Source organism: Ruminococcus bicirculans (ex Wegman et al. 2014) (assembly GCF_000723465.1).
Lineage (GTDB): Bacteria > Bacillota > Clostridia > Oscillospirales > Ruminococcaceae > Hominimerdicola > Hominimerdicola aceti.
The window spans coordinates 575,636-600,413 of record NZ_HF545617.1 but is presented as its reverse complement, the minus strand read 5'-3'; the positions used below and the strand labels follow the sequence as shown (position 1 = coordinate 600,413).

The 24,778-nt window shown below is 43.4% G+C and carries 25 protein-coding genes; 16 read left to right on the top strand and 9 right to left on the bottom strand.

Features of this window, described 5'->3' with window-relative positions; translation table 11 throughout:
* Positions 1 to 33 precede the first annotated feature (33 nt).
* Together RBI_RS13165 and RBI_RS13160 are read left to right on the top strand one after the other, a co-directional pair.
* Positions 34 to 528: a hypothetical protein gene (locus RBI_RS13165; protein WP_041337526.1), complete on the top strand. Its 495-nt coding sequence runs from the start codon at positions 34 to 36 to the stop codon at positions 526 to 528.
* Positions 525 to 1,082 (top strand): Gp15 family bacteriophage protein, encoded by a 558-nt coding sequence (locus RBI_RS13160; RefSeq protein ID WP_041337525.1) that lies wholly within the window; start codon positions 525 to 527, stop codon positions 1,080 to 1,082. The genes RBI_RS13165 and RBI_RS13160 overlap by 4 nt, the downstream gene beginning before the upstream one ends.
* A 32-nt stretch (positions 1,083 to 1,114) precedes the next feature.
* On the opposite strand, the gene RBI_RS14660 is transcribed toward RBI_RS13160, so the two are convergent.
* Positions 1,115 to 1,792, bottom strand: coding sequence for a zinc ribbon domain-containing protein (locus RBI_RS14660; RefSeq protein ID WP_158455163.1), 678 nt, complete (start codon positions 1,790 to 1,792; stop codon positions 1,115 to 1,117).
* Positions 1,793 to 1,868: 76 nt separating this feature from the next.
* Here RBI_RS14660 and RBI_RS13150 point away from each other — a divergent pair, with 76 nt between their 5' ends.
* From RBI_RS13150 to RBI_RS13090, 14 genes are all read left to right on the top strand, one after another.
* Entirely contained in the window at positions 1,869 to 4,832 is a 2,964-nt protein-coding gene (locus RBI_RS13150; RefSeq protein WP_041337524.1) for a hypothetical protein, read from the top strand.
* A 10-nt stretch (positions 4,833 to 4,842) separates the two neighbouring features.
* The gene (locus RBI_RS13145) at positions 4,843 to 5,211 is read left to right on the top strand and encodes a hypothetical protein (RefSeq protein WP_041337523.1); all 369 of its coding nucleotides are present in this window, start codon (positions 4,843 to 4,845) and stop codon (positions 5,209 to 5,211) included.
* A gap of 11 nt (positions 5,212 to 5,222) precedes the next feature.
* Positions 5,223 to 6,383 (top strand): hypothetical protein, encoded by a 1,161-nt coding sequence (locus tag RBI_RS13140; RefSeq protein WP_041337522.1) that lies wholly within the window; start codon positions 5,223 to 5,225, stop codon positions 6,381 to 6,383.
* Positions 6,384 to 6,394: 11 nt separating this feature from the next.
* A complete protein-coding gene (locus tag RBI_RS13135; RefSeq protein ID WP_041337521.1) occupies positions 6,395 to 6,976 on the top strand; it encodes a hypothetical protein in 582 nt (193 codons plus the stop codon).
* Positions 6,969 to 7,133 carry a hypothetical protein gene (locus RBI_RS14985; RefSeq protein WP_158455160.1) on the top strand — a complete coding sequence of 55 codons (165 nt, stop codon included), beginning with the start codon at positions 6,969 to 6,971 and terminating at the stop codon, positions 7,131 to 7,133. Before RBI_RS13135 ends, RBI_RS14985 begins: the two co-directional genes overlap by 8 nt.
* Before the next feature lie 30 nt (positions 7,134 to 7,163).
* Positions 7,164 to 7,850: a hypothetical protein gene (locus tag RBI_RS13130; RefSeq protein ID WP_041337520.1), complete on the top strand. Its 687-nt coding sequence runs from the start codon at positions 7,164 to 7,166 to the stop codon at positions 7,848 to 7,850.
* Between the two features lie 7 nt (positions 7,851 to 7,857).
* The gene (locus RBI_RS13125) at positions 7,858 to 8,070 is read left to right on the top strand and encodes a hypothetical protein (protein WP_041337519.1); all 213 of its coding nucleotides are present in this window, start codon (positions 7,858 to 7,860) and stop codon (positions 8,068 to 8,070) included.
* On the top strand, positions 8,054 to 8,929 hold the full coding sequence (locus RBI_RS13120) for a glycoside hydrolase family 25 protein (RefSeq protein ID WP_041337518.1): 876 nt from the start codon (positions 8,054 to 8,056) through the stop codon (positions 8,927 to 8,929). The genes RBI_RS13125 and RBI_RS13120 overlap by 17 nt, the downstream gene beginning before the upstream one ends.
* A gap of 11 nt (positions 8,930 to 8,940) precedes the next feature.
* A complete protein-coding gene (locus RBI_RS13115; RefSeq protein WP_041337517.1) occupies positions 8,941 to 9,168 on the top strand; it encodes a hypothetical protein in 228 nt (75 codons plus the stop codon).
* 61 nt (positions 9,169 to 9,229) lie between these two features.
* Positions 9,230 to 9,967, top strand: a complete 738-nt coding sequence (locus RBI_RS13110; RefSeq protein WP_041337516.1) for a DNA adenine methylase — start codon at positions 9,230 to 9,232, stop codon at positions 9,965 to 9,967.
* A gap of 67 nt (positions 9,968 to 10,034) precedes the next feature.
* On the top strand, positions 10,035 to 10,226 hold the full coding sequence (locus RBI_RS13105; RefSeq protein ID WP_041337515.1) for a helix-turn-helix domain-containing protein: 192 nt from the start codon (positions 10,035 to 10,037) through the stop codon (positions 10,224 to 10,226).
* A gap of 85 nt (positions 10,227 to 10,311) precedes the next feature.
* Positions 10,312 to 11,007 (top strand): amidoligase family protein, encoded by a 696-nt coding sequence (locus tag RBI_RS13100; protein WP_367576875.1) that lies wholly within the window; start codon positions 10,312 to 10,314, stop codon positions 11,005 to 11,007.
* 14 nt (positions 11,008 to 11,021) lie between these two features.
* The gene (locus RBI_RS13095; protein ID WP_022126893.1) at positions 11,022 to 11,537 is read left to right on the top strand and encodes a gamma-glutamylcyclotransferase family protein; all 516 of its coding nucleotides are present in this window, start codon (positions 11,022 to 11,024) and stop codon (positions 11,535 to 11,537) included.
* A gap of 13 nt (positions 11,538 to 11,550) precedes the next feature.
* A complete protein-coding gene (locus RBI_RS13090) occupies positions 11,551 to 11,820 on the top strand; it encodes a hypothetical protein (protein WP_022126894.1) in 270 nt (89 codons plus the stop codon).
* Positions 11,821 to 12,013: 193 nt separating this feature from the next.
* On the opposite strand, the gene RBI_RS13085 is transcribed toward RBI_RS13090, so the two are convergent.
* The 8 genes from RBI_RS13085 to RBI_RS13050 form a co-directional block, all read right to left on the bottom strand.
* Complete coding sequence (locus RBI_RS13085) at positions 12,014 to 13,498, bottom strand: glutamate synthase subunit beta (RefSeq protein ID WP_041337514.1); 1,485 nt, start codon at positions 13,496 to 13,498, stop codon at positions 12,014 to 12,016.
* Between the two features lie 79 nt (positions 13,499 to 13,577).
* The gene (gltB, locus tag RBI_RS13080) at positions 13,578 to 18,128 is read right to left on the bottom strand and encodes a glutamate synthase large subunit (RefSeq protein ID WP_148303627.1); all 4,551 of its coding nucleotides are present in this window, start codon (positions 18,126 to 18,128) and stop codon (positions 13,578 to 13,580) included.
* A 358-nt stretch (positions 18,129 to 18,486) separates the two neighbouring features.
* A complete protein-coding gene (locus RBI_RS13075; RefSeq protein WP_041337513.1) occupies positions 18,487 to 19,125 on the bottom strand; it encodes a M15 family metallopeptidase in 639 nt (212 codons plus the stop codon).
* Between the two features lie 54 nt (positions 19,126 to 19,179).
* Positions 19,180 to 20,730 carry a L,D-transpeptidase family protein gene (locus RBI_RS13070; protein ID WP_081856067.1) on the bottom strand — a complete coding sequence of 517 codons (1,551 nt, stop codon included), beginning with the start codon at positions 20,728 to 20,730 and terminating at the stop codon, positions 19,180 to 19,182.
* A gap of 221 nt (positions 20,731 to 20,951) precedes the next feature.
* On the bottom strand, positions 20,952 to 22,148 hold the full coding sequence (locus RBI_RS13065) for a transglutaminase-like domain-containing protein (protein ID WP_041337512.1): 1,197 nt from the start codon (positions 22,146 to 22,148) through the stop codon (positions 20,952 to 20,954).
* Positions 22,149 to 22,690: 542 nt separating this feature from the next.
* The gene (locus RBI_RS13060; RefSeq protein ID WP_022287477.1) at positions 22,691 to 22,861 is read right to left on the bottom strand and encodes a DUF362 domain-containing protein; all 171 of its coding nucleotides are present in this window, start codon (positions 22,859 to 22,861) and stop codon (positions 22,691 to 22,693) included.
* A 155-nt stretch (positions 22,862 to 23,016) separates the two neighbouring features.
* The gene (locus tag RBI_RS13055; RefSeq protein ID WP_022287478.1) at positions 23,017 to 23,451 is read right to left on the bottom strand and encodes an ACT domain-containing protein; all 435 of its coding nucleotides are present in this window, start codon (positions 23,449 to 23,451) and stop codon (positions 23,017 to 23,019) included.
* An 18-nt stretch (positions 23,452 to 23,469) separates the two neighbouring features.
* Complete coding sequence (locus tag RBI_RS13050) at positions 23,470 to 24,777, bottom strand: phenylacetate--CoA ligase family protein (RefSeq protein ID WP_041337511.1); 1,308 nt, start codon at positions 24,775 to 24,777, stop codon at positions 23,470 to 23,472.
* Position 24,778: the final 1 nt, after the last annotated feature.

The window sequence follows — 24,778 nt, the reverse complement described above, 5'->3', positions numbered from 1 at the left end:
GACTAAGCCCCTCTTTTCTAAGGAGTGTTTTTTATGTCAGAAACAATTAAGCTTAGTTTTGACGACGGATACAAAAATATCGAATTAAATGGGAATCCGGATAAAATAATCCGTATTAATCCAACAGATACTCAGTTTATTAACCGAATTTCAGGCTTTGATGAGAAATATGAGAATATACGCAGTAGATACGGAGATATCGATATGAACTCTATCAATGATCTGCAGAATCTTGATGAGAATAATCCGGACTTTGAAAAGCTGAAACTTGCCGCTGATAGTGTGGACAAACTTGATATGGCGGTGAAGGATCTTATAAATGATATCTTTGGTTATGATATTTCATTAATAGTATTCGGAACTGATTCATGTCTTTCGCCTGCCGGAGGTCAACCAATATTTATGAATTTTATGCAGTGCATCTTCGCGTACATAAATGAATGTTCTGTGGAGGAAAGAAAGAAATCACAGGAGAAACTTAATTCCTATGCGGCACAGCGCAATACCATTGTTAGTGAAACAAAATGATAGGTGCATTGCCTAAAGCTTTGACAGTCAACGGTAAAATATATTCAATATATAGTGATTATCGCGTAGCTTTGCTGATTTTTTCTATGTGCAATGACGATACGCTTAATGACAAAGCCAAAACATATGGATGTATACAACTGTTGTACAAGCATCACGATCAGATACCTAACTCGGATCTTTACGAAGCGGCAGAACAAGCCAAATGGTTTCTTGACGGCGGAGATATGCCAAAATCTAAACGTCAACCTAAACCGTTGATAAACTGGGATCAGGATGAAGGGATTATTTTTCCAGCTCTCAATAAGGTAGCAGGAAAGGAAATTCGTGAAATTGATTATATGCATTGGTGGACGGTTTTAGGCCTTTTTAATGAGATTGGTGAGGGTTTATACAGTAATGTTATAAATATACGCTATAAGCTTGCACACAATAAAAAACTTAGTAAAGGAGAACAGGACTTTTACCGGAACAACAAAGAACTTATTGATATTAAGGTGAAGCTTACAGCAGAGGAACAGGATGAACTTGATTTTATAAATAATCTGTTATAAAAAAAGTCAGCCCGTTTGGACTGACTTTTTTATTACGCCCACCACTGATTACCGCAGTTAAGGCAAGTTATACGAACTTTTTTTGCTCCTTTGTTTCCGGAAACAAGACCTATTGGACCGGCAACAGCAGTTCCTATGACTGCTTTTCCGACTCCAAAGCCTTTTTTGTTTGCCGTAAGCGAAGTACTTCCACATTTAGGACAGCAAGCAATACCGTTTTTCTTGTTTTCCTTTATACGCTGACGTTTTGATAACGTTTTTTCTTCATGTTGTGTTTCGCCTGTTTGTGATGAAGTTGATGTGGTTACTTCCATCGGTATAAAAGTATTATTGCTAAGTGCGGAGAAGTAACCACATAACTCAGCAATTTTTTTATTATTGTTAAAGAAAAACATTACGTTATATGATTTTCCGTTTGCTGTTATAAACAAGCGACCGTTCTCGGAAGGAGTTCCGGCTGTATATCTAATATCTGATATGTCGGATACTTTTATAGTTTCGCTTTTGAGCCCACTTTTGTATGAGATCTCCGTTTCCGAAACTATTATAGTTGACACAAAAGCCGATTTTATTGTGGCATTCATAGGTATAGTTGAAATCGAGTTGACTTCTTCAATTTCGGTTTTATTGTGATGCAGAATTTCAGTTCCACATTTCATGCAGAAATCTGATTCATCGGATATTTCTGCGCCGCATTTAAAGCAAAACATAACATTTCCTCCCATTATGTATTTTTTTCATTATACAGCGTATGGAGGATTTTGTCAAGAAAGGAGGCTGATATAATTGGCAATTGACGGCAGACTTAATTTCGATACAAAAATAGATACAAAAGGATTTTCCAAAGGTATAAACAGTTTAGGTAACCAGCTTAATAATCTCCAAAATATAGTTTTAAAAATGGGTGCAGCACTTGGTACTGTGTTCAGTGGAAAAGAAGCTCTTGAAGCTGCTGCAGATATAAATGCTGCAAATTCTCAAATGCAACAGACTTTTGGAACTTTAAAATCTGCTGCAGATAATGCTATGAAAAGTGTAGCTGATAACAGTAGCATTCTTCAGACAAGACTTCAAAATGTAGGCACATCTATTTATGCTTTTGCTAAAACTACGGGTATGGATTCAGTTAGTGCTCTAAAAATGATGGAAGAAGCGTTGCAGGTAACAGCAGACAGTGCGGCATATTACGATCGAAGCCTTGAAGATACTGCAGAAAGCCTAAAATCGTTCTTGAAAGGCAACTTTGAAAACGATGCTGCTTTGGGTTTGAGTTGTACAGAAACTACGCGAAACACAGCGGCTAATAAACTCTATGGAAAATCATTTATGGAATTATCCGAAGCTCAGAAGCAACTTACACTATTGCAAATGGTCAAGGATGCAAATGCTCTTTCTGGAGCGGAGGGACAAGCCGCGCGAGAAGCAGACGGCTGGGAAAATGTCATCGGTAATCTGAAAGAGTCTTGGAAACAGTTGCTTGCTGTAATAGGACAGCCTGTTCTTTCTGGTGCTGTAACAGTTGTAAAAAACATAACAGCGGAATTGCAAAGTTTGACAGCTGTTGCTAATTCAGCAGTTAAAGCACTTTCTGAGGTGTTTGGAATTAAACTGATGAATACAACAGATGGAGTTGCTGAAAGTTCTTCGCAGGCGGCGGAAAATTATTCCGATATGGCAACATCGGCTGAAGCTACTGTCGAGGCTCAAGAAAATGCACTTGCAAGCTTTGATCAGATAAATAAGCTGGCGGACAACAGTTCCTCATCTGATACAAATGCATCGCCAGTGGTCGGTACTCTAAGCGGCAATACGATCTCCACTACTGTAGATGTTGATACATCTGATGCCGATAAAAAGCTTAAAGATTTTTTTTATTGGGTAAAATCATCTTTTAATACTATTTTTACGCCATTTAAACAAGCTTGGGATAAAAATGGAGTCAAGGTAACAGATAGTATGAGATTTGCTTTCGAGGGTGTATGGAGTATTATCAAAAGCATAGGCGGATCATTCACCGATGTTTGGAGTAACGGAACGGGCGAGCAAGTTTCTGAACATTTACTCGGTATATGGACAAACATTAATAATACAATCGGATATGTGTCACGCAATTTTTCCTCCGCTTGGTCTGATAGCAGTGGTACAAAAATTATTCAGGACATTCTTGATATTTTTAATGATATACTCGACACAATTGAAAACATAACGGCAGACACTGTTGAATGGGCGCAGAACATTGACTTCTCACCGCTCATTACATCATTTGAAAATGTAACATCCGCATTAAAGCCTTTAACTGCCGACATATTTGACGGTATCGAATGGTTCTGGGATAATATTTTGCTCCCTATGGCATCATGGACTATAAGTACTTTGATACCAACATTTCTTAATTTGCTGGCGGCAGCTATAAAAGTTCTTGATTCAGCAATTTCAGCGTTAAAACCTATGGGTAAATGGCTGTGGGATAAATTTTTGAAGCCTATTGCAACATGGACCGGAGGTATTATAGTAGGCGCGTTGAAAGGTATTACATCAGCCTTAAATGGGGTTAGTGACTGGATAAAGAATCATCAGACTGCTGTCGAAAATTTTGTTGTTGTAGTTGGGACTTTGGGATCGGCATTTGCAATATCCGGAATAATTCAAGGCGTAGTAAGTGCATTTGCCGCATTGGCGGCAGGAACAAGTGTATTGACACCGTTAATTACTGCACTTGGTGTAGCAGTTAATTTTTTGACGAGTCCAATCACACTTGTATGTCTAGGAATCGGTGCGCTTATCGCTATCGGCGTACTGCTGTACAAAAATTGGGAAACAGTAAAACAGTTTTTTATTGATTTGTGGGACAGCTTTAAAATGACCATACAGCAATTTGTAGACTGGGTAACAGAGGTCTGGACATCAATTAAAGACTTTTTCGCCGGAATATGGCAAGGCATAAAAGATGTATTTGCTGTCGTGGCAGAATGGTTTACGGGAATTTTCCAAGCAGCTTGGGACGGTATTTTGTCTGTCTGGAATGCCGTTATAGGTTGGTTCTCAAATCTGTGGACAGGAATCAAAGACATTTTTTCTGCAGCAGGAAGTTGGTTTGGAGATATATTTACAACTGCGTGGACAAATATAAAATCGGCGTTTTCGGCTACAGCACAATTTTTCAGGGATTTGTGGACTGCAATAAAATCACCGTTTATTAAGGTAGCTGATTGGTTTAAAGATATATTTTCAAAGGCTTGGCAAGCAGTTAAGGACGTATTTTCGACTGGTGGCAAAATTTTTGACGGTATCAAAGAGGGTATAACAGGAGTATTCACAACGGTTGTAAACGGCATAATTGGCGGAATAAATAAAGTTATTTCTACTCCACTGGATTTTCTTAATGGCATACTTAATGATATTCGTGATATTGAAATAGCAGGCTTTACACCATTTGATGAGTTTTGGGACTATGACCCTATACCAGTTCCTCAGATTCCAATGCTCGCCACCGGCGCGGTAATTCCGCCGAACTCCGAGTTTCTTGCGGTTCTCGGCGACCAGAAACGCGGCACAAACATCGAAGCTCCGCTGGATACGATCAAGCAGGCTTTGTTTGAGGCGCTTGCTGTTTACGGCGGAGCTGTAGGCAATCAGAAAATAAGCGTAACGATACCGATCGAAGTAAAGGGCAGAGTGCTGTCACAGATCGTTATTGACGATATAAATGATTTTATCAAGCGCAACGGCAAATCGCCGATAAAAGTATAGGAGGGATACTATGAAATCAAATGGATTGAAATTTGAAGAAGAAACGGTAGCCACTCCTGCTGAAATTACTTTTTGTAACAATAAAATCTGGTCGGGCAATGCAGGGCGCACCGCTAATTGTCTTATGGTCGGAGACATCAGGGCTATAAAGAAAACGGTCACTATTAAATGGTATCATCTCACAGGCGAGCAGACTGCACAGATAAATAAGTATATCTCAAATGTTGATAGCCCATTTTTTAACGCCACACTTTTGGACGAGACTTTTAATGAAATCAAAATAAGAGTCTATGCAGGAGATCCAAGCTATGAAATATTCGGCTGGGACGAAAAGCGGCAGTTTTGCAAAGGCGTTGCTGTTGACCTTATCATGCAGTAGGAGGCGGATATATGTATACAACAAGTACAACCGTCTCCTCACGCATCGAAAGCTACTGCCGCACATGGCGTATGTGGCTTGAAAACGACGAGAGCGTAATAATGGGGGACAACATAATGTCCGCTACCAGTGACGTGCAGTCAACGAGCCTCAGTGACGACATAGAGCTTGGTGCAGTGTGCTCGCAGTCGTGGGCATTACAGATAAACGATGCTGAAACACGTTTCCTCGGCAGCGAGTATGACCTTTCCTTGTACCTTGCGGACCTCACAGGCGTGACCACCTACTCCACCCTAGAATCCTACACCTACGCAGAACTTTCAAAGCTGACAGTGGAGCAGATAAGTAAGCTTGGAGAGGTGCTTGGCGGCGAAAGAATACCCCTGGGGCGGTTCACCTGCGTGAAGTCGAAAAAGTCGGGCGGAAATACTGAGGTCACTTTTGCGGATAGGCTTTACTTCTCCGACAAGACCTATGTGCCAAAGGTCAAGCTACCTGCGTGGTCAAAGGCTGTTGAGGATGACATATGCAAGCAGCTTGGACTGCAAAACGGCAACGACTACACCATCCCTGCAAAGCTCCGTGTAAAGGGCGGTGCAAGGCTTTACGGCAAGGGTCATATCAGATTAAAGACCGCAAACTTCGACTTCAAAATATCGAGCATACCAAAAGACACCACAATGCGGCAAATGCTCAGTTACATAGCTTCGGCACAAGGCGAGTTCGGTTTTGTTGACCGATACGGCAGATACGTCCGCAAATGGTACGGCTCGAGCGTGAAGATACTGGACAACAACACTATCGACCTGCCAACACTGGGAGAACGTCCGAATGTTTTGGCAGGCATTGTCTGTAAGGTCAGCGACAGCGAAACTCTGCGGCTGGGCAACACCACAGGCTCGGCAGGGCGTGTGTTGGAGTTTGAAAATCCATATATGACAATGTCGCTGCTGCGGTCATTGTGGCATAGGATAGGCGGCTTTTCGTGGTATACAACGGAGCTTTTTCACCGCCTTGGCGACCCCCGATTTGACGTTGGTGACGTGATAACATACGTCAGCGAAAGCGGCGAAAGCTACGATATACCAATAACTAACATAGGATTCAATTTTGACGGCGGACTTTCAGCAGACATTTCTGCGGTGGGTCTGTCGGTGGAAGAACAGCTTTAGGAGGCGAGATAATGGACGAAAATGAGATAACAACTGTGGCTGATACGCAGGCGGAGAATACTGCCGATACAGCGGACACAGGTCAGACAACGCCCACCACCGAGGAGCTTATCCAGCAGCTCACGGCGAGGGTGGCAGCTCTTGAAGAAATAGTGGGCGAGGAGGAGTATGAGCTGCGGTACTCGGGCGAACAGACGGACGAGCTTTTAGACGGCGGTACAGCGGTGTTTCGTGCAAAGACAGCGGCACAGATAGTAAGCCTTGTGAACAGGCTCTACCCACTGTATATGCGGTGGGGGTCTTTCACGGTGAATATGAAGGTCAACGCTGACAACGGTTCCCAGTGGTCATACAATACACGCACAGGAATGATACCCTCGGGGGTCACTAACCCTGCGGTGTTTATGGTGTGCGACTGGGGCAAAAAGCACTTCAAGTCGCAGAGTTTTCAATACAAAGTCGCAAGCAACGGCAGGGACATCGACTGGGAGGCATACCTTGAGCACACCTCTGACCAGGGCGGCACATACGCTTTCAAGGTATACTATCTCATAGTCGGCAAAAATGCGGAAGGGGGAAGTATAGTTGGCTAGTTTCACGGAAAATCTCGGACTTAAAAAGCCCGACAGGTCGGACAGGTTCAGCATCGAGGACTTCAACGGCAATATGGATATTATCGACACTATACCGATATGGCGAGCGGACAGAGCCTTGTGGGTGTGTCAGTGGGAGAAGCGTACGGAAATATAGGTATAACAGGCATAGCGGAGGCGGTCGAAGATGAAAATATATGAGGGAACAGACGGACTAAGAGGATTAGTCAAGAAGCTTATCGAGGTCTATGACTTTAAGAAAGTTGTGTTCGAGGGCGATAATGCGAGTATTGATACACAAAATGCCACCTTTCAGCTTTGGGTAACAGATGAACTGTTTTTAAGGGGTCAATTTACTGATACTGCGGCACACGGTTGGTGTGACCTAAGAACTGAAGCATTGACTTGCCCGTGTGTTAGCATAACAAATTATAAAAGCGATAAAAGAAGATGGATTATTTATAAGCAAAGTGATTTAGTTGCTATAGGTATAGACAATAACACAGCTAGTAGACCTAATATAAATATAATAATTGGCGAAATAACTAATTATGAAACAGGAGAAACTGAAATAGGCATGACAACAAGTTGTGCTACTAATACTATTGACAAATATGCTGTTTTTACAAACGGAATGTCCGTACTGTCTACACCTTATAGGTATTTTTGTCAACAAAAGTCAGTAACATCACTTACTCCTGTAGTTTCTACCAGTCAAAACAAAGGTTTTACAAATGTATATCATATACTTTCTCATATACAGGGTATATCAGATAGCAATACTTATTGTGACTACGCTGTACCTACACAAACTATACTGCTCAATAATAAGAAATATCTGTTAAGCAGATTTGCTTTTGAGATAAAGGAGTAAGCAAGATATGAAACAGAAATTTGCAAAGCTTATAGACGTCAAGTCTATCGTGACGATATTGTTGACAGCGGTGTTTTGCGTGCTGGCACTGCGCCGCACGATTTCAGCAGAGCAGTTCATCACGGTGTTTACTGTGGTGATATCGTTCTATTTCGGCACGCAGTATCAGAAAAACTATAAAAATAACAAGGAGGATAATTATCATGGCAGCGACAATTAAAGGCATTGATGTTTCTATGTATCAGACAAACGTAGATTTCGCAAAGGTCAAAGCGGCGGGCTACAGTTTTGTTATTATCAGATGCAATAACTGGGATCACACGAAGAACTGTGTAGTAAAAGACCCGCTTTTTGAAACGCATTACAAAAATGCAAAGGCAGCTGGGCTTGACGTCGGTGCATATTACTATACATGGCAGACAACGGTATCCGGTGCGAAACAGGACGCAGTTCTTTGTCTCGATTACATCAAGGGCAAAACTTTTGAATACCCGATTTACTTTGATCTGGAGTGGCAGAAAGCTTTTGCACGCGGTAAAACGGTATGCTCCGACATGGTAAAAACTTTTTGCACTGCGCTGGAGGAAGCAGGCTACTTCGCAGGTCTGTATATCAGCCGCAGTCCGCTCCAGACTTACATAACAAATGATGTCGCAAGACGCTATGCACTGTGGATTGCAGAATACAACAGCAAGTGCAACTACGGCGGCACATACGGTATGTGGCAGTACAGTTCAACGGGCAAGGTCAGCGGTGTTTCCGTGCCGGTAGACATGGATTACTGCTATGTGGATTACCCATCTGTGATAAAGGCTAAGGGGCTTAACGGGTTTAAGGCTACTAACACAAGCACGTCTAAGGTACTTGACAGTTCGGGCTTTAAGAAAGGTGATAAATCCGATGGAGTTCTTGCACTGAAACAGCTCCTTATGCTGGCAGGGTACAAACTTGACAACAACGGCACGTTCGGAGACGGTACCCTAAAGGCGGTCAATGCTCTGTTGAAAAAGTGGGGCTATACTCAGAACGGTATTGCGGGGACTAAATTTATTAAAAAGCTGTCTGCAACGATAAAGTAAAGGAGTAGCTTATGGATACAAAAGAAACATCATACAGCCAAATGGTGACAGTCACTAGGCTTAATTACAGGAGCGATTGCAACTTCACCGCCGGAACGATCGTTGGCGTTCTCGAAGATAATACTCCGGTAAAAGTCGCTGATGATTTTTATGAATTTCATCACGGTCACTACTGGAGAAAAATCAAGCTTGGTCGCAAGCATTATTATGTTGTTGCTGATTGGCTTAAAAAGATTTAAAAGTAACAGCTCCGGGCAATCCGCTCGGAGCTGTATACTATATTAAAAGGAGGTCATATTTATGAAAAGTCCAATACCATGGATTGGTGGAAAGAGCCAGCTTAAAAGTAAGATCATCAAGTCTTTCCCGCCTACTGAAAGCTACAACAGATTTATCGATGTATTCGGCGGAGGCGGGTCTATACTTTTTGCAAAAGGCAAACACGCTGATCTAGAGATCTATAATGACGCCAACAGTGATTTGGTCAACTTTTTCAGATGCTTAAAATATCATTCTGATGAGCTTAAAAAGGAGATAAAATACTATTTAAACAGCCGGGAAATGTTCCTTGACTGCCGTGAGCGCATATCTGTAACCGGATTTACAGACATTCAGCGGGCTGCTATGTTCTATGTGCTTGTCAAGACAGGCTTCGGAGCAAGTCTGAGAACGTTCGGCTGCAACAAAAAGCGGCTTAACACAGATAATTTCGCAGATATCGAGGCAAGACTGGATGGAGTAGTGATCGAAAACAAAGATTTTGAGGATCTTATCAAGGTATACGACCGTGAGAAAGCTTTATTCTACTGCGACCCTCCATACCACAAGACAGAGCGGCATTACACTGTTAAATTTACCGAGGATGACCATGAGCGGCTCTGCAGAGTTCTTCACCAGATCAAGGGCAGATTTGTACTGTCGTACAACGATGACAAGTATGTGAGAGACCTGTATAAAGACTACAATATTCAGGCGGTCACCCGCAATAACAGTCTTTCATCAGGTGATTTCAAAGAGGTAATAATCACAAATTTCTAGTATTTTTTTTAGAGAATAAATAACGGATTTCGTTATTTATGTTGTAAAAAACATACCGGAGGTAATCATGAGAGTAAAATTAAGGGCTTTGCTTAATTCCAGGGGCATTACTCAGGCTGAACTTGCGCAGGCGACAGGCATCAGACCGTCCACAATCTCACAGCTTTGCAATAACATCGCTGTCGGTTTCAAATTTTCACATCTTGAGCTGATTTGCAGATTTTTAAAATGCGATTTAAATGACATTTTAGAGCTGTAAAAAATACGTTTCAAAAATTCTCGATAATTCAAAAAAAGTGATGAGTGTTTCGTTTTGTTGAAACATTTCATCACTTTTTTGCGTTTTGCTTGTCAGTTTTTTGGATTTTGCTTGTCAAACATCAGATATGCTGTATCAGGCTTTACAGGTAGATTCAAACCGTGAACGGAATTATTGCAAAAAGGTAGATAAGCACTTTCTTGAAGAATTGAACAGAAGAAAGCCGACGAGTTTACAGACCATAAAACGGCTTTGGTACGGAGATGACGCCGATTATCACTCACATTACGATCCGTCACGGTACAGGTGTTTAAATTTACATCCCGTCTTTACGGATAACAATATTGAAGTGAGAGCTTTCAACAGCTGCCTGAATGCAGGCGTGCTCAGGGCGTATATTTCGCTGGTTCTGGCGGTCAGCAATCAGGCGTTAACGCAGAAATCTGCAAGCCCACGGGTAACGCAAAGTGAAAATCCTCGTTATACGTTCAGAACATGGCTTATCCGGATAGGACTGAACGGACAGGAATTCAAGAACTGCCGCAAACACTTGCTTTCTCATCTTGAGGGCAATATTGCTTGGAAAAATCCCGAGCAAGCCATAGCTCAGCGAGAAAGGCTCAGACAGGAGCGTATCGCCGCCCGTGAGCAGCGTGTTGAGCCTGTAAGCGAGATTCGGGAGTTAAACGAAAATGTACCCGATGAGATTTCTGAGCCGACAGAGAGCGAATGTGAGGGCTTTGAAGAAGATCAAGATTTAGACATAGAAATGGCTATGTAGATCGGAGGTCGAAGATGAAAAACAAACAGTTATATATTGCATACGGCAGCAACATTAATTTGCAACAGATGGCATACAGATGTCCGCATTCAAGGGTTGCGGGAACATCTGAGATTAAGGATTTTGAGTTGGAATTCAGAGGCGTTGCGACTATTGTTCCGAAAAAAGGAGCAAGCGTTCCTGTTCTGATCTGGGAGCTTGACGACAGAGATTTGCCAGCTTTAAATCGCTATGAGGGTTATCCGAGACTTTACAGGCAAGAAAAAATGTCTTTTGAGCTGGACGGCAAAGAAGTTGAGGGTATGGCGTATCTGATGAACCAAGGAGAGATCGCTCCTCCGAGTAGACAGTATTACAATACGATTTTGCAGGGGTATAGAGAAAACGGTTTAGATAAAAGTTATCTTCAGACAGCTTTGGAAAATTCACTGCAGATTGAACATATGGTAAATGATGAATTTGACGAAGAATATTGTGCGGAAGATTATGATGGATATTACGACATTGATGATTTTCAGATGAAATTTTAAGGAGGTTTGCGGTTTGAAATACAAAGGGTTTCATGTAAAAATAACTCCCGACAGTGATCTGCTTCGGGAGGATAAGGATGGAAATGATGTCCGTTGTGAGGGTTTTACTATTGAAGTTTTTGCAGATGAGTCCGAACAGCTTGAGATAGATATTTTTTCGGCTACTGTGGATTTTGAACTGCTGGAAAACAGTCTCGAAGAAGCGGAGCAGTTCGCTAAGGATTATATTGACTGCGAGGAAAAAGAGTACTGCAGAATGATAGATGAGTATAACGAAGATTGATTGGCAGCGTAAAATTGGATGTTTGAACTGAGCATCCATTTGGTATCAGCAAGACAGCAGGGACGTGTCCCTGCACCCAAATCCGCTATCATTTATGGTAGCGGATTTTTTTGTCGCCGCCCATGGGTACGATACCCTACACACAAAAAACACCGCCCGAACTCCTCGGACGGTGTTATATTTTTATCTCGTATTACAGATTTGTATACTCCATAAGGCTCTTATCCACCTCACGGGCAACATCTCTGCCCTCTCTGATAGCCCATACTACAAGTGACTGTCCTCTGCGCACGTCGCCTGCGGCAAAGACGTTCTTCACGTTCGTCTGATGTGTGCCGTCGGCTGTTGCGATATTCGTTCTGCCGTCTACCTCAACGCCAAAAGCCTTTGTGAGATAGCTTTCAGATCCCAGAAAGCCTGCCGCAATAAGAACAAGCTCGGCTTCTACCTTGTATTCGCTGCCCTCAACAGGCTTCATTATCGTTCTGCCTGACTTAGGGTCTTTCTCCGGAGAGAGCTTTACAAGCACTGCACCCTTAAGATTGCCCTTTTTGTCTTTGAGAAACTCCTTGACAGTTGTCTGATAAACTCTCGGGTCATGACCGAACACACCGATAGCTTCCTCCTGACCATAATCTGTCTTGCAGACCATTGGCCACTGCGGCCATGGGTTGTTCTCGGCTCTCGTGTCAGGAAGCTTTGGCATCATTTCAAGCTGCAAAACGCTCTTTGCGCCATGTCTTACGCTTGTACCAACGCAGTCATTTCCTGTATCTCCGCCACCTATTACCATGACGTTCTTGCCCTTTGCGGAAATGTGGTTTTTATCCGTAAGACCGCCGTTCAGCAGCGCCTTAGTTGTGGATTTCAGAAAATCCACTGCAAAATAGATACCCTTTGCATCTCTGCCCTCGGCTTTGATATCTCTAGGGTTTGAAGCACCACAACAAAGTATTACTCTGTCGAAGTCCTTGAGAAGCTCAGCCGCTGTGATATCCTTGCCCACATTAACGCCTGTGCGGAACTCGATGCCCTCTTCTTTCATTATGTTTATCTTGCGCTCGATTATCTGCTTTTCAAGCTTCATGTTCGGTATGCCGTACATAAGCAGACCGCCCACTCTGTCCTCACGCTCGAAAACTGTTACACTGTGACCTCTCTGATTGAGCTGGTCAGCGGCAGCAAGACCTGATGGGCCTGAGCCTATAACAGCGATAGTCTTTCCTGTTCTTACCTTTGGCACTCTTGCTGAAGCATATCCGCAGGCATAGGCATTTTCGATAATGCCGTATTCGTTAGCCTTTGTGGTAACAGCGTCGCCATTAGCTCCGCAGGTGCAGGCTTTTTCGCAAAGTGCAGGACAAACTCTTGATGTGAACTCAGGAAAATTGTTCGTCATATGAAGTCTGTAATATGCCTGCTCCCAGTTGCCCTTGTATATAAGGTCGTTCCATTCAGGGATAAGATTGTTAAGCGGACAGCCTGAAAATGCGTTGCCTATCTTCATTCCTGCCTGACAGAACGGCACACCGCAGTCCATACATCTTGCACCCTGCTTTTGCTGCTCCTCCTTTGAAAGAGGAGTGTGAAATTCATTAAAATTCTTTATACGTTCCTCAACGGAGAACGCTGCTGCGTCCTCACGCTTATAGTCCATAAAACCAGTTGGCTTTCCCATATCTCAACTATACTTGCTTTCACGGCAAGTATATCCTCCTTTCGATTTTAAAAGTACAATATCTCTCATGTGCGCAGGCTTACTGCTTGCCGTTGATGATCTGATAGAATGCTTCTATCTGCGCCTGATCGCTGCTCATACCCTTTTCTTCCATTGAAGCTATAGCAGACATCATCTTCTTGTAATCGTGAGGGATTATCTTCTTGAACTTAGGCAGATATTCCTCAAAGTTATCAAGAATACGCTTGCCCTTTTCAGAGCCTGTTGCGTCAACGTGCTGCTGGATAAGGTCTTTGAGCTGAATGATATCGTACTTCTCCTTGACCTCAGAGAAAAGTACCATTTCCTTGTTGAGTCTTGTGTAAAGGTGTCTGTCCTCGTCAAGAACGTAAGCTACACCGCCCGACATACCTGCCGCAAAGTTTTTGCCCGTCTTGCCGATAACTACCACACAGCCGCCTGTCATATACTCACAGCCGTGGTCGCCAACACCCTCGACAACTGCCACTGCGCCTGAGTTTCTTACGCAGAAACGCTCGCCTGCAACACCGTCGATGAACGCCTTACCGCTTGTTGCGCCGTAAAGTGCAACGTTACCGATAATGATATTGTCCTCGGCTTTGAAAGTGGAATCCTTCGGAGGATAAACAACGAGCTTACCGCCTGAAAGTCCCTTGCCGAAATAATCGTTAGAGTCGCCCACAAGCTCGAGGGTCAAGCCGTTCGGGATAAATGCGCCGAAGCTCTGTCCGCCTGAGCCGTTGCAGACTATCTTGTATGTATCGTCAGCAAGTGTGTTATAATACTTTCTTGTTATCTCTGAGCCGAAGATAGTACCGAATGAACGGTCTGTGTTCTTGACATTTACTGTGATAGACTTCTTCTCACCACTCTTAAGATTTTTCTCGAACTCCTTCATGAGTACCTTTTCATCAAGAGTGTTTTCAAGCTTGAAGTCATACTTGGATTTCTTGTTGTATTCTACCTTTTCTGAAACGTAATCAGAGTTGATGATATTAGAAAGGTCAACTTGTGCCGCAGTGCCTGTGATACCAGCCTTTGGCTTGATAAGGTCAATTCTTCCCACAAGCTCGTCAACTGTTCTTACGCCAAGCTTTGACATATATTCTCTAAGCTCGGAAGCCACAAATATCATAAAGTTCATTACATATTCAGGCTTGCCAGGGAACTTCTTTCTAAGCTCTGGGTTCTGTGTTGCAACACCAAATGGGCAAGTATCAAGATTACATACTCTCATCATTGCACAGCCGAGTGTTATCAGCGGAGCTGTTGCAAAGCCGAACTCCTCTGCGCCAAGGATCGCTGCGATAACAACGTCACGGCCTGTCATGAGCTTGCCGTCTGTTTCGATAACGACCTTGTTTCTAAGACCGTTCTTGATAAGGGTCTGATGTGCTTCTGCAAGTCCAAGCTCCCATGGAAGTCCTGCATTGTAGATAGAGTTTCTCGGAGCCGCACCTGTACCGCCGTCATAGCCTGAGATAAGGATAACACCTGCGCCTGCCTTTGCAACGCCTGCTGCAACTGTACCAACACCGCACTCAGAAACGAGCTTTACAGAAATTCTTGCGTTCTTGTTTGCGTTTTTCAGGTCATAGATAAGCTGAGCCAAGTCCTCGATAGAGTAGATATCGTGGTGTGGCGGAGGTGAGATAAGCGACACGCCAGGTGTGGAGTGTCTTGTTTTAGCTATCCATGGATAAACCTTTTTGCCAGGGAGATGACCGCCCTCGCCAGGCTTTGCGCCCTGTGCCATTTTTATCTGTATCTCATCAGCAGATGTGAGGTATCTTGAAGTTACACCGAAACGTCCCGAAGCCACCTGCTTGATAGCTGAACATCTGTCCTCAGAAGTACCCTTTGTGAGAAGTCTGTCAAGGCTCTCACCGCCCTCGCCTGAGTTTGACTTGCCGTGAAGTCTGTTCATTGCGATAGCAAGTGCTTCATGAGCTTCCTGCGAGATAGAGCCGTATGACATAGCGCCCGTCTTAAATCTTCTTACAATAGAGTCAACGCTCTCAACTTCCTCCAGCGGAACAGGATTCTCAGCAAAGTTGAAATCCATAAGACCTCTGATGTTCACAGGATCCATTTCCTCAGAGATAAGCTTTGAATACTTCTTGTATGTTTCATAGTCACCAGTCCTTGCAGCCTGCTGGAGCAGATAGATAGACTGAGGATTGTAGAGATGCTCCTCCTTACCGCTTCTGAACTTGTGGCTTCCTCTTGATTCAAGCTCTGTGTCTGTGCCAAGTCCAAGAGGGTCAAAGGCTGATGTATGAAGTCTGTCAACGTTCTTTTCAATATCAGAGATAGTGATACCGCCTATTCTGCTGACTGTACCTGTGAAATACTTGTTTATAACATCCTGACCGATACCGATAGCCTCGAATATCTGTGAGCCTTGATATGACTGTATAGTAGAGATACCCATTTTTGAAGCTATCTTTACGATACCATGGAGAACAGCCGCATTATAATCGTCAACAGCGGCATAGTAATCCTTGTCGAGAAGGTCGTCAGCAATAAGCTCGTGGATAGTTTCCTGAGCAAGATAAGGGTTGATAGCGGAAGCACCATAGCCAAGCAGTGTTGCAAAGTGATGAACTTCTCTAGGCTCACCGCTTTCGAGGATAATAGCAAGAGATGTTCTCTTCTTTGTAACAACAAGGTGCTGATGAATCGCTGATACTGCAAGCAGTGACGGGATAGCAAGGTGGTTCTCGTCAACTCCCCTGTCTGAAAGGATAAGGATATTTGCGCCCTCGCTGAACGCCTTGTCTGCTTCTATATAAAGTCTGTTTATAGCCTTTTCAAGTCTTGTGTTCTTATAATAAAGTATAGGGATAACAGCTACCTTAAAGCCGGGAATGTGCATATTCTTTATTTTAAGGATATCTGTTGAGGTAAGGATAGGGTCGTGTATCTTCATTACCTTGCAATTTTCAGGCTTTTCTTCAAGAATGTTGCCGTCCTCACCGATATAGACAGTTGTGGAGGTGACTATTTCCTCTCTGATAGCGTCTATAGGCGGATTTGTTACCTGTGCAAAGAGCTGTTTGAAGTAGTTGAACAGTGGCTGAGGCTCTTTTGAAAGCACTGCAAGCGGGCTGTCTGTACCCATAGCGGCAATAGACTCAGAGCCGTTCTTTGCCATTGGCAGGATAGATGTCATAACGTCCTCATAGGTATAGCCAAAAGCTTTCTGAAGTCTTTGTCTTTCCTCGTAGCCGTGTTCCTCTACCTTGATGTTTGGTATCTTAAGGTCTTTAAGTCTGACTAGGTTGCTGTCAAGCCACTCGCCGTAAGGCTGCTTTGAAGCATAGTATTCCTTAAGCTCGTCATCGTCGATAACTCTGCCCTGAACAGTATCAACAAGAAGCATTTTGCCCGGGCGAAGTCTCTCCTTTTCAACGATATTGTCTGACGGGATAGGAAGTGCGCCAACCTCAGATGAAAGGATAAGATTGCCGTCCTTTGTGATATAATATCTTGACGGACGCAGACCGTTTCTGTCAAGGACTGCACCCATGATATCTCCGTCAGAGAAAAGGATAGAAGCAGGTCCGTCCCATGGCTCCATCATAGTTGCGTAATACTGATAGAAGTCTTTCTTAGCCTGACTCATCGTGCCATTGTTATCCCATGGCTCAGGGATCGTTATCATGACAGCCAGCGGCAGATCCATTCCACTCATGACCAAAAATTCAAGCGTGTTGTCGAGCATTGCAGAGTCAGAGCCTTCTGTGTTTACAACAGGTGTGACCTTATCGAGGTCGCCCTTCAAATGCTCAGACTTCATCGTTTCCTCACGGGCGAGCATTTTATCAGCATTGCCTCTGATAGTGTTTATCTCACCGTTGTGAACGATCATTCTGTTAGGATGCGCCCTCTGCCAGCTTGGGTTTGTGTTGGTAGAAAATCTTGAATGTACCATAGCGATAGCAGACTCGTAGTCCTTATCCTGAAGGTCAGGGAAGAACTTTCTAAGATCCTGCACAAGGAACATTCCTTTATATACTATAGTTCTGCTTGAAAGTGATACAACGTAGGTGTCCTCATTCGACTGCTCGAACACACGTCTTGCAACATATAGCTTGCGGTCAAAGTCAAGGCCCTTTTTAACGCCCTTTGGACGCTTGATGAAGCACTGCATTATGGCAGGCATACACTCTACAGCTCTCTTGCCAAGCACCTCAGGCTTTGCAGGAACGACTCTCCAGCCAAGGATCTCCAGACCCTCTTTTTCGGCGATTATCTCAAACATCTTCTTTGCCTGATTTCTCGCAAGCTCGTTCTGTGGGAAGAAGAACATACCAACAGCATAATCTCTCTCCTCGCCAAGCGTGATCCCAAGCTCAGCGGCGGCGATCTTCTTGAAGAATTTATGTGAGATCTGAAGCAGGATACCTACTCCGTCACCTGTTTTGCCCTCTGCGTCCTTACCAGCACGATGCTCAAGCGTTTCAACGATAGTCAGCGCATTTGCAACAGTATCGTGGCTCTTTTTGCCCTTAATGTTCACAACAGCACCTATTCCGCAGTTATCATGCTCGAATTTCGGTGAATACAGGCTTTTTACATTAGTCATATCCTCCATGCGTTCCATTTTTATCACCCTTTCCTGCCAAACTGTAAAAAAAATTATAGCTTATCGTTCAGCAACGTATGTTATTTCACGGCTCATAGCCGATTTTTAGCTGTTTTTAACAAAAAAATTGCAGGAAGAAATTAAAATCCTGCAATCCTGCATAAGCGCAAGTAAACCCAAAGCGTGGTTTTTCGCACAAATGCAAGAAAATAGCCTTTTGCCGTCTTTTTTGACGGCTTAATCATTATAACACACATTACAGCAAAATGCAAGAGCGAATGATAAAACTTGCATAAATTCATTATTAATTTTTAGTTAATCGGTATACATATATAACTTATGATTTCATATCGCTTTCCTAGGCAAACCTTGTAAACTAACGTAACAACGCTCTTTTCAGCTTGTTTACAGCCATTTTCAGCGGAGAATCGTACTCTTTGTAAAAATGCTGATAATCCTTAGAATTGTTCCAGTCACCACCCCATTTCCAGCCATGACGTCTGAAAATGCAATAGCAAAGGTCTGTTCTGTCAATCTTGTGTTCAAAAGCCTTGTCACGGTCTGCATACTCTGTAGCATTGGCAGGCATGACCTTATTCCCCACTATATAAGGATTTATAAGAGGGTTTATGTCTATCGCCCTGCCGTAGCTGTGAGCCGAGATAGTGTTGGTACCAGCCACCACCCTATAGTTGAAGGCAGAGGAATTGTTATCCGCCATTGACCTTTCATCATCAGCGTCATACTCGTCCACGAGCCTGATTTTTTCTATCTCATAACCGCCCTCGAAAAGCTCATATAAGATATCCAGAACCTCCTGCGCAAGCTTCCTCGCCACGATAAGCTCCCCCGACTGCACCTTATGCTCAAAGTCATAATATCTCACACGCAGATAGGCAAGGTCGCCCAGCTTCACATGGGGATTTTCCTTATAGGAAACGCCTTTGATACGCTCTATCACCTCGTTTGGAAGCTCCTCAGCCGTAAAGCCCTCTCTGTATAATATCTTTTCCATAAAAAAACACTCCTTACAAAAAGCGGTCAAGGCATGATACCTTGACCGTCCTTATTATTTATCCGCAGACTTGTAGTACATAACAACAGGTGTACCGTAAGGCACGTTGTCATAAACATATTTAGCGTCGTCATAGCTCATATTTATACAGCCGTGAGAGCCGTTGTATTTGTATATCTCACCGCCGAAATATCCGCCTCGCCACGTTGAATCGTGAAGACCTATTCCGCAGAGAGAAACATTGTTCCAGAAGTTGCACTTTGTATCCCACTCGTCACCGTCGGCATTTGTGTCTTTCATGCGCTTGTTGGTCTCCTTTGACCACAGCTTATAAACACCAGGGAGAGTTGTTCTCGCCTCAGATGTGGTCTGACCTGAAACTATATAGGTATCGAGCTTTTTCTTGCCCTTTTCATAATACCACAAGTGCTGGTCGGTAAGGTCTATCTCAATATAAGTGTCGCCTATATCATCGTCCTTGCTTCTCGCAGACTCAACGCCTGTAAAGTCAAAATAACCGGTACTGTAATAGATAGGGTCTACCTTGTCAACGCTCTCGCCCTTTTCAAGCATATCCACAAGATCGTCACAAGTCTTTTCCTGATCTATCCACCAGCCGTATTTAGCATCAGAGCTTGTCGGCACGATTATGTCGCCCTGCAAAGTGGCGTGGAATTTTCTCTTAGTATTATATGTATCATATTTCTTTGCGAGCTTTTCCACATACTCCATGGCTTTCTTTCTATCCACAGTGTAGCTTCCGTCATCTTTGAGCTTTATGATCTTCATAAGCTCCTCGCCCGTGAGAGTTTCTGTGGTGTAGTCAAAATCGTATGTGACAGAAAGCTGGAAAACATCATTTCGTTTCTTGCAATCGTCCTCAAGGTCTGCGCTCTTCACCTTTGGAAGAGAATAACAACCTGTGTCCTTGTCAAGCTCAACGCTAAGCTCACCTGCCGCCACGCTTTGCGTAACATAAGCTTCAAGCTTTTTCATATCGGTTATCTTGTTTCCCTGCACCTCAGGGGTGATAACATAAGCCGTCTTATCCTCGTTAAGGCCAAGCTTTGCATCAGCAGTTTCAACATCGCCCCAGTTTGCTTTCTCCACAAGCTTCTGAAGCTTCTCAACATCAAATGTGATGTCCTCATTAAAACTATAGGTGGAGTTCTGTATAAATCCAGAGAACCATGTTTTTCTGTTCACGCTGTCATAGATCTTCTGAAGCTCGTCCTTGCCGCTTAGTCTGTAATCAAAATCAGCCGTCTTGAAAACAACAGGCGTGCCGTCGATAGTTTTGACCGTAAGCTCATAAGGCATATCGTTCACCCCGAGCAGGTCGCAAGCCTGTTCAAATGTCCTTCCGCCCACGTCAATGCCATTCACTGTTGTGCCGCTCAGAAATCTGTTGCTATAGTAAGCTCTTCCAATGAAATATCCTCCGCCCACAACTATTATGATAGCCGCTGCTGCAGTGCCGCAGATAATGCCGATATTGTTGCGTTTTTTCTTTCTTTTCTTATTCTTTGACGAACCTTTGACAGAGCTGTTTTTCTTCACAGATGTCGCAGGCTTTTTCGTTATCTTTGTGGAATTTTCCGTCATCAATTATCCTCCTGTACAAAATGACGTTCGGCATTTGCCGACAATGTATCAAGAATAATTATATCACGCTTTTTTCCTTTTGTCTATAGGATAGGCTGAAAAATTTGTCACAAAAAGAATGCCGGATATTCTCATTTAATGTACAAATAAACGTACTGCAAACAAACTACACGCAAACACCGTAAAAAAATATCGGGCAGATAACTCCACCCGATACAATATCAGTCTTTTATATACTTGTTCTTGACCTCACTGTAGGTCTTGCAGAAGCGGTCATGGGAGATATACGCTCCCCAGCTCATGTTATCGTCCACCTGAGGGTCCATAACATATACCTGACCGTTTATCGTTACCTCCACCCACATATGATAGCCATAACCGCCTGCCGCCATAGCGGTCTTGCCGTCAACGGTCTTTGCGTCAAAGCCTATGTAGTTGAGCATTGCAGCGTAAACGTAAGAATATTCTGTGCAAGTGCCGTAACCGTCCTCAAGAACAGCCTTGACAGGATTTGCCCAGCCGCCGTAATCGTAGACCGTGTTCTTTATAATATAATCGTAGCAAGCCACAGCCTTTTCGTAGTTTGTCATATCATCTGATATTATCTTATGGAGATATTTCAGAAGTATCTTTTCTTCCTTTGCGCTGAGCGTCGCCTTTGGATCAAGCACTGCAGAATTAAGTCGCTGTGCAGGGGTCTTGCCGTTGTCGACAACAGGCGCAGTGATTGTAGTTGTAACAGGCTTTTTAGTTGTTGTCACCTTAGCGGTGGTGGTCTTTTTCTTGGTAGTAGTCACCCCAGGCGTTGTGGTCGTAACAGGGGCAGTTGTTGTTTTTGCAGTGGTAGTAGTTTTTGCAGTAGTAGTTTTCACTGTTGTAGTCTTTTTTGTAGCCTTTGAAGCAACAGTATCGCTGTCAGTAGTGCTGACAGGGACGGAAGTAACAGCAGAAACCTTTGTTTCAGACTTTGAAGCCTGCTGAGTTTTCTTTGTCACAAGGCTTACTGATATGCTAAGCTTTGTGTCAGCGGAAGTCACGCTCTGCACTGCGGTCACTGACGCTGGCTTCTGTGATATTACAGAGGTCGTTACGCTCTCTGATCTCAAAGCTGTTTCGGAAGCTGACTTTGTTGTTTCGCTTTTTGCAATTTTTACAGCCTTTACAGCCTCGGTCTGAGAATTTTTCGCAGTTTCCTTGACGGCTGATGTTGTAAGAACAGTTGTGATATCCCCGATCTGCTCAGATGTTTTCTTGTCAGAAACAGCAGAAATGACCTTTGCATTTTCAGGCGGCATGACTGCACATGGCTGGATAACGTTTTTATCAAGTGTCGCAAAAGTCACAGCAGATACTGTCACAACTCCGCAGGCAGAAAGCACAGCCACACAGCGGGATATTCCCGACTTCAAATAACCCAATTCAGAACGCTCCTTTCAAATGTGATAAACTAAACCATATTATAATGAATAAGGTTACAAAAGTCAAGGGGCATTGTAATCAAATTGTAATTTTCAAGCCGATTTTTCGTTCGTTTATGAAGTTTATATGAACGTTAAGTTACAACCATTGTACACTTTATATCCCAGGAACGACAATAAGGGTTCTATTTTTATCACTTTTAACAAATTTCGCAAAACTTTTATTAATAATACCGAAAAACGGACACCTGCGATACAAAAGCCCATATTTTCCACGATATTTTACATATCTATCCACAAAATCACCCACGCAAAAAAAGAACGCAGGCACAAGCCAGCGTTCCCTTTTTGAAGTATATGAAGTATATATGGAGAAAAAGTATATGTGTAAATTTCATCTTTTTGTCTTTCTCTTACTGTATTTATATGATACTCCGCCAATGTGACAGTTTTATGATAGTGTGCTGAAAACTAATACACAAAAAAATAAGTGCAAAAAAACGCCTGCCATATGACAGACGTTTTCTCTTAGTTTAAGTAAATTACTCAGCCTGAGGTGCTCCTACAGGGCAAGTACCTGCGCAAGAACCGCAGTCGATGCACTCGTCAGCGTTAATAGCACACTTACCGTCAGCCTCGGAGATAGCTCCTACTGGACATGCGTCCATGCAAGCGCCGCAGCCGATGCACTCATCACTAATCTTATAAGCCATTTTCACAGACCTCCTTGCATAAATTCTACAAGTATCATATCAAATACTATACTTATATAATAACACATTTTCTGAAAAAATCAAGAGGTTTTCGGCATTTCATAAAAATTTCACATAGATTTTAAGTGATTTTTCAGTTAGTATTTACTAATCAGCTAAATGCTTGCCAATTCCTGCTGTGAGATAAGTGCAAATCCTGCTTCACTCAAAGCTTCCAGAGCGGCTGTAACGTTCTCCACTCTAAGGATAAGATAAGCCGTGTTTTCCTTAGTGTTTATGAATGCAGAATACATATACTCAACGCTGATGTTGTCATTGTAGAGAGCTTTCATTGCTTCTGAAAGTCCGCCTGGGCGGTCATTTATCTCCACTGCAAGCACCTGAGTGGTAGTAACGGAAAAGCCCTCTGTCTTCAAGGCTGAAACTGCTTTTTCAAAATCGTCAACGATAAGTCTGAGAATACCGAAATCCTTTGTGTCAGCAAGGGACATTGCACGGATATTCACATCATTATCCCCAAGTATTTTTGTAACGGCAGACAATCTGCCAGGTCTGTTTTCAATAAAAACCGAAAGCTGTTTTACTGTCATAAAATTACCCCCTGTCTTTTAGACAAGCTTTCTCTTGTCGATAACTCTTACTGCCTTGCCCTCAGAACGTGGAATGCTCTTTGGCTCAACAAGTCTTATCTTCGCCTTGATGCCAAGGATATTATGGATATCGTTTGATATCTTCTTTTCAAGATCCTCGATAGACTTGACAGTATCAGAGAACATATCGTCATTAAGCTCGACTCTTATCTCGAAAGTATCAGAATTGTTCACCCTGTCAACGACTATCTGATAGTTAGGGCTTGCTTTTGATATCTTAAGAAGCACTGACTCTATCTGTGATGGGAACACGTTTACGCCCTTAATGATGAGCATATCATCGCTTCTGCCCATTGGCTTGCACATTTTGACGAGAGTTCTGCCACATGAGCATTTCTCTCTTGTAAGAATACAAATATCTCTTGTTCTGTATCTCAGCAGAGGGAAAGCTTCCTTTGTGATACTTGTGAATACAAGCTCACCCTTTGAGCCTTCAGGAAGCACCTCTCCTGTGTCAGGGTCGATTATCTCTGCGATAAAGTTGTCCTCATTGATGTGCATACCAGACTGTGCTTCGCACTCGAAAGCTACGCCAGGACCGCTTGTTTCTGTCAGACCATAGATATCGTAAGCCTTGATACCAAGAAGCTTCTCTATCTCATGACGCATTTCCTCCGTCCAAGGCTCAGCACCGAAGATACCAGCTTTGAGCGTAAGCTCCTCTGGCTTTATGCCCATTTCCTTTACAGTTTCACCTATATAAGCGGCATATGACGGAGTACAGCACAGGATAGTAGAACCGAGATCCTGCATGAACTGTATCTGTCTTTCTGTGTTTCCTGATGACATCGGCAGTGTAAGACAGCCCACCTTATGAGAGCCGCCGTTAAGACCTGCTCCGCCTGTAAAAAGTCCATAGCCGTATGCAACGTGGCAAACGTCGTCTTTTGTTCCGCCTGCGGCAACTATAGCTCTTGCACAGCAATTTTCCCAAAGGTCGATATCATGCTGAGTGTAGAAAGCCACAACTCTCTTGCCTGTGGTTCCGCTTGTGGAATGTATTCTCACGCACTCTGAAAGCGGCTTTGCAAGCAGACCGTAAGGATAAGCCTCACGCAGATCAGCCTTTGAAAGGAACGGCAGCTTGTGCAGGTCCTCAATGCCGTGGATATCATCAGGCGTTACGCCCTTTTCTTCCATAAGCTTCTTGTAGTATGGCACATTGTCCCAGACGTGCTTGACCTGTTTGACAAGTCTTTCGCTCTGGAGCTTTTTCATGTCCTCGTGTGCCATGCACTCGATCTCTTCGTTCCAATATTTTCCCATT

What these genes read in the sequence shown, in the direction of transcription:
- RBI_RS13055 (WP_022287478.1), bottom strand. Translation starts at nt 23,451, where the DNA reads ATGACAGTAAAACAGCTTTCGGTTTTTATTGAAAACAGACCTGGCAGA.
- gltB (WP_148303627.1), bottom strand. Translation starts at nt 18,128, where the DNA reads ATGGAACGCATGGAGGATATGACTAATGTAAAAAGCCTGTATTCACCG.
- RBI_RS13120 (WP_041337518.1), top strand. Translation starts at nt 8,054, where the DNA reads ATGGCAGCGACAATTAAAGGCATTGATGTTTCTATGTATCAGACAAAC.
- RBI_RS13050 (WP_041337511.1), bottom strand. Translation starts at nt 24,777, where the DNA reads ATGGGAAAATATTGGAACGAAGAGATCGAGTGCATGGCACACGAGGAC.
- RBI_RS13095 (WP_022126893.1), top strand. Translation starts at nt 11,022, where the DNA reads ATGAAAAACAAACAGTTATATATTGCATACGGCAGCAACATTAATTTG.
- RBI_RS13165 (WP_041337526.1), top strand. Translation starts at nt 34, where the DNA reads ATGTCAGAAACAATTAAGCTTAGTTTTGACGACGGATACAAAAATATC.
- RBI_RS13075 (WP_041337513.1), bottom strand. Translation starts at nt 19,125, where the DNA reads ATGGAAAAGATATTATACAGAGAGGGCTTTACGGCTGAGGAGCTTCCA.
- RBI_RS13145 (WP_041337523.1), top strand. Translation starts at nt 4,843, where the DNA reads ATGAAATCAAATGGATTGAAATTTGAAGAAGAAACGGTAGCCACTCCT.
- RBI_RS13130 (WP_041337520.1), top strand. Translation starts at nt 7,164, where the DNA reads ATGAAAATATATGAGGGAACAGACGGACTAAGAGGATTAGTCAAGAAG.
- RBI_RS13125 (WP_041337519.1), top strand. Translation starts at nt 7,858, where the DNA reads ATGAAACAGAAATTTGCAAAGCTTATAGACGTCAAGTCTATCGTGACG.
- RBI_RS13085 (WP_041337514.1), bottom strand. Translation starts at nt 13,498, where the DNA reads ATGGGAAAGCCAACTGGTTTTATGGACTATAAGCGTGAGGACGCAGCA.
- RBI_RS13140 (WP_041337522.1), top strand. Translation starts at nt 5,223, where the DNA reads ATGTATACAACAAGTACAACCGTCTCCTCACGCATCGAAAGCTACTGC.
- RBI_RS13160 (WP_041337525.1), top strand. Translation starts at nt 525, where the DNA reads ATGATAGGTGCATTGCCTAAAGCTTTGACAGTCAACGGTAAAATATAT.
- RBI_RS13070 (WP_081856067.1), bottom strand. Translation starts at nt 20,730, where the DNA reads ATGACGGAAAATTCCACAAAGATAACGAAAAAGCCTGCGACATCTGTG.
- RBI_RS13060 (WP_022287477.1), bottom strand. Translation starts at nt 22,861, where the DNA reads ATGGCTTATAAGATTAGTGATGAGTGCATCGGCTGCGGCGCTTGCATG.
- RBI_RS13135 (WP_041337521.1), top strand. Translation starts at nt 6,395, where the DNA reads ATGGACGAAAATGAGATAACAACTGTGGCTGATACGCAGGCGGAGAAT.
- RBI_RS13105 (WP_041337515.1), top strand. Translation starts at nt 10,035, where the DNA reads ATGAGAGTAAAATTAAGGGCTTTGCTTAATTCCAGGGGCATTACTCAG.
- RBI_RS13115 (WP_041337517.1), top strand. Translation starts at nt 8,941, where the DNA reads ATGGATACAAAAGAAACATCATACAGCCAAATGGTGACAGTCACTAGG.
- RBI_RS14660 (WP_158455163.1), bottom strand. Translation starts at nt 1,792, where the DNA reads ATGTTTTGCTTTAAATGCGGCGCAGAAATATCCGATGAATCAGATTTC.
- RBI_RS13110 (WP_041337516.1), top strand. Translation starts at nt 9,230, where the DNA reads ATGAAAAGTCCAATACCATGGATTGGTGGAAAGAGCCAGCTTAAAAGT.